5 protein-coding genes are annotated in these 6,000 nt (G+C 54.5%); 2 read left to right on the top strand and 3 right to left on the bottom strand.

Annotated elements, in window-relative coordinates; genetic code table 11:
• Window positions 1-742: 742 nt before the first annotated feature.
• Both K9857_RS19035 and K9857_RS19030 read right to left on the bottom strand, forming a co-directional pair.
• Window positions 743-1,102 carry a helix-turn-helix domain-containing protein gene (locus tag K9857_RS19035; protein WP_224538244.1) on the bottom strand — a complete coding sequence of 120 codons (360 nt, stop codon included), beginning with the start codon at window positions 1,100-1,102 and terminating at the stop codon, window positions 743-745.
• A gap of 317 nt (window positions 1,103-1,419) precedes the next feature.
• Window positions 1,420-2,346 carry a site-specific integrase gene (locus K9857_RS19030; protein WP_224538242.1) on the bottom strand — a complete coding sequence of 309 codons (927 nt, stop codon included), beginning with the start codon at window positions 2,344-2,346 and terminating at the stop codon, window positions 1,420-1,422.
• A gap of 130 nt (window positions 2,347-2,476) precedes the next feature.
• Here K9857_RS19030 and K9857_RS19025 point away from each other — a divergent pair, with 130 nt between their 5' ends.
• A complete protein-coding gene (locus tag K9857_RS19025; protein ID WP_224538240.1) occupies window positions 2,477-3,433 on the top strand; it encodes a DNA-binding protein in 957 nt (318 codons plus the stop codon).
• 36 nt (window positions 3,434-3,469) lie between these two features.
• Here the strand turns inward: K9857_RS19025 and K9857_RS19020 are convergent, their stop codons facing one another.
• Window positions 3,470-4,420 (bottom strand): hypothetical protein, encoded by a 951-nt coding sequence (locus tag K9857_RS19020; protein ID WP_224538238.1) that lies wholly within the window; start codon window positions 4,418-4,420, stop codon window positions 3,470-3,472.
• A 903-nt stretch (window positions 4,421-5,323) separates the two neighbouring features.
• Here K9857_RS19020 and K9857_RS19015 point away from each other — a divergent pair.
• Window positions 5,324-5,974, top strand: coding sequence for a hypothetical protein (locus K9857_RS19015; protein WP_224538237.1), 651 nt, complete (start codon window positions 5,324-5,326; stop codon window positions 5,972-5,974).
• The last annotated feature ends 26 nt before the right edge of the window (window positions 5,975-6,000 follow it).

The following is a 6,000-nucleotide window of genomic DNA, read 5'->3' as shown; positions in this document are numbered from 1 at the left end:
ATTTAGCACTCATTGGCGAAGGCTCACCGGATACCCCGATCATCAAAAAGGGGTGTCGTCAAAGTCACGATGGATACTCAAAGAGACCCCAATGGCCAGTGCCCCAAGGGACTACGAAATCGGTCGAAGCCGCAAAAGTGAATGGCCAGAAACGGTGAATCCCGCTCTAGGCGGGATTCTCAGCCGTCGATTGCATGTTCGACGGGGCAGGACGCTGTTACCTGGCACTGGGCCATCTGACCTTCATCAGAAGCGGGGCGCGATCCGAAGATCCCTGTAACCACCCTGTGGTTCACGCCTAGGCGCAGATGAATAGTAGTCAATCAATAATCCCTATGTCTAGCATGCTGTCACCGCCTGGATTACCTAGATTCACCCCCAATTACCCCTCAGCCACCGCTCAGAGCTGGCCCCGATAGCGTCCAATTCACCGGCCAAGTTGGCTGGCCTATTAGGCTGCTCATACACGCGCAAAAAATGCTGCTGGGCGTTCAGAACTCCCCTACCCGGCGCTACGGCTTGGTGGCGAACTACTCGCGCGGGCGCTTAGCCTGCACTTGATGGTTTCGTGGCATGTAGTCGGTATCATAAGTTTCTCCGATGCTCCCAAGGAGCGACATCGATAGGCCGTTGTTGGCAGACTTCCGTGCCGATCGGCAGGGGTCGGCCATAAGCGGAGGTTGACCCGAGAGTGTCGACTGCCGTTCAGCCCGCGAATTGCCCTATCCCGCCGGTTCCATCATCACCAATCGCTGCTCTGAGGAAGGCGAGCGTCCGTCCTTGGAGACTCTCGGGGCTCGCGTCGACGACCAGTTGCCCGCTGACGTTTTTTGCCTTCCATCTGAATAACTTGTAGAGGGCTGGGCCGTATTTCTTCCAACAGCGAACTCAGGCGCTCTAACTCACCGAGTGCCCGTAACACGGCAATCAAATTGATCAATGTACCTTTGCCCTGATTGAGCAACACATGCAACGTCTGACGACTAATCGCCGCGTTCTCGGCCACCGCGTCGAGGCTGATGTTCTTCTTCAACCGCAAGGTTTGCAGGCGTACTCCAACAGTCGCCGCGAGGACTTGATCCGATTGGGCACGAAGTCGCATAGCATCTATTTTCCCAGACATTAACCACTAAATTCGCACTTTACGTCAAGAATCCTAGACAGTATAGAGAGCAATAACGTTGACATGGCCTCCGCTGCCGCGAGTGATCAGGCTGCTCGTCCAGCTCAAGAGCGTAATCACCTGGGTTGGCCTGTGACGTACCGCATATCGACCTACATCCGCCCCCAATTGCCGATGAGGTTTGAGAAACCCGTATTCTCAAACCTGTTTTTTTACTCGTTAAACGCTTCTTTTACCAAAGATGTACACCTGTAATAACGTGGCCTGTATCGCACTACGAAATCGTCGCTGCGCAGTCATTTCGACTCACCAGGCGCATCACGGCGCCATTCGCCAAAGGCTTCGCCTGCATCGACATACCGCATCGCAGTACGCACATCTCGCCAGCCGACGTAATCCATTAAGGCCTTTGAACTCCATTGATTGCGAGTGGCCCAGGTGGCGAAACCGCGGCGTAGCGAGTGCCCGCTGTAACGCTCCCCTTCTACGCCGCCACGGATCAAGGCCCGGCGGAGCACCCGCGACACGCTGTAAGGGTGCAAGGCATTCGGGGCCATATGCCCCCACCGATCGAGGCTGCAAAACACCGGCCCAGCCTTCAATCGACTGAGAGTGAGCCAGTCCTCATACGCCTGCACGGGACACAGACGTTTTAACGCCGGCACGCTGAGCGTGCGCCCCTGATAATCTCGATCGGATTTGCTGCTAGGCAGAAACAGGGTCAAGCCTTCGCCTGATACCAACTGATTGCTTTCAATGCGTAGACGACACAGATCGTCGCTGCGAAATGCTCGCCAGAAGCCCAGTAATAGCAATGCCCGATCGCGACCAGCGCGCAGGCGCACGGCCAGGTTCGGCGACGCCTCCTCTAACCGCAACGCTGATACGCACTGTTCCAGTTCACGAAGTTGCAAAGGTTCGGCCTGATTAATTTGGCGAGGGTGCAAGGCTTTAATGCCGCGTAACACGTCACGTACTTGGGGGGCTTTGGTGGGATCTACAAAACCGTGGCTCAAGTGCCAGCGGGCCAATGCCGCCAGATTGCCGCGCAAGGTACTGATGGAAAGCTCAGCGTGTTCGGCTAGGTAACGCACAATGCTGTCACTGGAAGCTGGAAGAAAACCACCCCACCCCACTTCGTAGTGCGCCAAAGCCTGCTGGTAACGGCGCTCGGTACTTTCCCGCCGCGCTGCTTGCAGGTACCGCTCTGCAACCGTATCCACGGTCGTATCCTCCTCACCGAGTTCGTCACACGTTGGCTCTATCCATCCGCCATTCACGATCGGAAGCGGACACCTCAAACCGCATGCGCCATACTGCATAACATCCGGTGATATCTCAGGAGCACCTGACATGGCCCGCGGCGGTATCAACAAAGCCCTGGTGCACGCGGCGCGTGACGCCTTGATAGGCCGAGGATTGCGCCCAAGTATCGATCTGGTGCGCGTTGAGCTGGGCAACACCGGTTCAAAGAGTACGATTCAGCGCTATCTAAAAGAACTTAACAGCATCCACACCGCTGACCACGCACCGCCTCCAACCCTCAGTGAAAAACTGACTACCCTGGTGAGCAGTTTAGCCGAGCAAGTAAAGCAAGAAGCCCAGGAAGCTGTGGCTAACGAGCAAGAACTGCTCGAGCAACAGCAGACCACCTTTACGCAAGAGCGCACGCAACTGCGCGAACGATTAGAGCAGTCACTGAGCAGCATCACTCATTTAACTGCCGAGTTGGAACAGCAGCGACACTGCGAACGTGAGCTGCGCGAACAGTTACAAGGCAGTGAAGGTGAACGCCAACAATTGCGACAACTAGTGGCGGGCCAGCAACAGATCCTTGAAGAACGAGCCCAGCAACTGCAATCGTTGGAGGACAAACACCAGCATGCTCGCGAAGGACTTGAGCACTATCGACAGGAACAACTGACCCAGCGCGGACAGGAGCTGCGTCGCCACGATGAGCAGACTCAGCAGCTTCGCCAGGAATTGCGGTCCTTGCAGAACGTGCAATCCGTCAAACAAGAAGAACTGGTCAAGGTGTACCGCGATCATGAGCGACTACTCAACGAGCATCGAGCATTGCAGGCAAAGTTGCGTGCGCAACTCAACGACCTCCACCACGCTCAGCAATCCTATGAAGTGTTGACCGTGACACTGCAACAATTGCAGACCGAGCACGCCGTGTTACGGGAGCATGTCAAACCATATCTGCTGCGGCGCCGCGAGGATGGTCGCAAGATCCGCGAGCAAGCACGCCAAATTGAAACGCTGCAAACACTCTTGCGCCAATTGGCACCCGCTGCGCAAGTCTAACTCCAGCTACGACATGAAAATTGCGCTCCGTTGCGCTCACACAACACCGCCAGTAACGGTAGCACTAACTACAGTTGAGGGCACTGCCACGGAAGACAGTGCGTCGGCATCGATGCCTAATGCCGTGTGCCGATGGTGATCAATTGCGGCGGTGATTCTTTCCTGAAAACCATGGGGAATAGCCGGCCGCGATGTGTCATGCAACGCTCGGTTGATCGTTTTTAAAAAAGACAGATTCCGCCGCTCCACCAACTGCCAGAGCCAGATCAGACATTCGACTCCCCACTCACTGACATATTGCTTGGCAATCAGGTTATCTCCCAACTCGTCGAAAGCGGTAAGGTAAGCCGAGAACTCCGCACTATTTCGCGGCCATATCCTCGGGCTTACTTCCAAACGATTAACCTCAATCAATTCATCCAACAGCTCATACAGCTCGACCGCAATGCAACGGCATGGCGGTCGAAGGCACGACAAAACAAAGAATGGAAAAAAGTTCTTGATGGTCCAGGCACTCTGAAGAGGGGAACTGTCTTCCTGGCACCTGAGATAGCAAATCAGATAACCCAGTTGAGTCCAATCAGGACACTCAAACAGCAGCGGCATCGACAAGGCATGATGATCCGTCAAAGGCTCATCGTTTAACTGAAAGAGTGAGATGCAGGTATCGAACGCCGTGTCTGGTGTTCGAAAACTCAAAGTGAACCACAAGAGATTGTCGTAGGCCACGGAAAGGTCATTGAACTCCTCAAACCACGCCTCCCGTGTTTTGGCGTGTACAACCGGCCGCAGGAATCGCTGGCTCCACACTTTCAGCAGACCCCATGGCACAGGTTCTTTTTCAAACGCGGAAGGGTTCTTTCGATCCTGCCACGCGGCCAACGCATACGGGGTATGAGCGCACCCAGCGTTAGTCGCCAGGGCGGATATCAGCGCGTGCCCCCGCAAAGTCTCCACATTTGTCGACACTTTGCCTAACGGGTGCATGAGCTGTCCCCTCACACTGAGTGTTCCTGAAGTGTAGTACTACAACATGTGGGTTATGCAGCAGGACCGACGAGCGCCTCTGCTGTAGTACTACAACATGTCGGTGATGCAGCCAGGACCGACGAGGGGGCCTCCTGTGACAGGCGTACACCAAATGCTGAATTTTTCAGCGGGACGGCCTTCGTAGCCAACTGATTTTTAACAAATTAATTGGATCAAAAAATTTGATGTCACATTTTAGGTAGGTTTTTCTTCGGCGCGAGTTTGGTAATAATCAGGTCGAAAGTAGTTGGAACATGCACGCCGAGGTTCCGTGACCGCCTTGCCATCAGGGCATGGAATGCCGTCAACGACCGCGGGTGCGCCGCTCTCAGCTTCCAACATCATTTGGAAAACGGGCGTCATGACTGTGGAGTTTTAGAGGATCGCTTCAGGCAGATGGGTGCTGTGCCTTTTTAGCGGCTCAGCGCGCTATGAACCGTAAGCAACAGAAGATGGCGACAAAACAGAAACTGTTCGGCGACAGTCTGCGAAGACAAAGAAGGACCTGAAGCACAAGCTCGTGTAGATGACAGCGGTTCGAGCAGGTCGTAACCGTAGTGTGTGGGGATCTTCAGAGCCTTCATATTCAACGGAACTTGCCCTATTTCTCTAGCGTTTGTTGTGCTCATAGATAGGTGTTACCCGTTCCAGTCCGTATGTAGTGGCTCTCCTCGATCCAGTAACACTACGAGAATTTGTCCACCCCATATTTAGAAAAGGACAACAGCACGCATGGCCAATCGTTTCGCTGAGAGGCCAAGCAGTGGCCACCATACCTGAGACACGCCGGGTATTGCCTCTTCCTTGAAAACCGCGTGTCGCTGAATGAGCTATCCAGCCCATTGGCTCTCGGAGGTCCACATGGAACTCAACCTGGCCCAGTTTCTTCCGCCCACCGTCGCACTTTCACCACGTAGTGAATTGACCACGGGCAGGCGATATGCGCGCGTCACTCACTTCCCATCCCGTAAAAACCAGGCGCCCATTGGTTGCACTGCTTTGCAACACTCCGACTTTTGCGTCCATCTGGAGTTCGATACGAGGATAACGCGATACGCCAGTCGTCCCTGTCGACTCGAGTTCAAGGAAACTGGCCGGATTTACCGTCCGGACTTCTGCTCGATATTTAACGATGCACGCATCGTTTTCTATGAGCTCTGCAAACCGACCAGCGTCATCCACCCCTATGAAAAACGCAGATTGGCGGATCTACGTCGGCAATTTAGTGAGGCTGGAGTCTTTTTCGAACTCATCACACTCTCGGAAATCTGCGAGGCACAGAAAACCCAGAACCTGAGATACCTATACCACCATGCGCTCAGAGGATCGCCAAGCGGCGCGACTGCCGTCAGGAACACCATCCTAAGTGGAGAAAAACCGGAGACCTCGGTGCATAGCTTGCTCACCGCCGGACATCCTCCCGAAGACATCGCCTACGCCCTGTTCTATCAACAGGTCAGAGCCAATCTGGATTGCCGATTCAGCCTTGAAACTGTGGTAGAGGCCGAATGACATGCGCGGCATCCCTCCTCCCCAAA

This window comes from Pseudomonas sp. REP124 (assembly GCF_020164475.1).
GTDB lineage: Bacteria > Pseudomonadota > Gammaproteobacteria > Pseudomonadales > Pseudomonadaceae > Aquipseudomonas.
The sequence above is the reverse complement of the archived record's forward strand: the minus strand, read 5'-3'. Positions and strand labels throughout refer to the sequence as shown.

Bases quoted from the DNA above. Each gene is read 5' to 3' on its own strand.
- K9857_RS19025 (WP_224538240.1), top strand. From the start codon at position 2,477: ATGGCCCGCGGCGGTATCAACAAAGCCCTGGTGCACGCGGCGCGTGAC.
- K9857_RS19035 (WP_224538244.1), bottom strand. From the start codon at position 1,102: ATGCGACTTCGTGCCCAATCGGATCAAGTCCTCGCGGCGACTGTTGGA.
- K9857_RS19020 (WP_224538238.1), bottom strand. From the start codon at position 4,420: ATGCACCCGTTAGGCAAAGTGTCGACAAATGTGGAGACTTTGCGGGGG.
- K9857_RS19015 (WP_224538237.1), top strand. From the start codon at position 5,324: ATGGAACTCAACCTGGCCCAGTTTCTTCCGCCCACCGTCGCACTTTCA.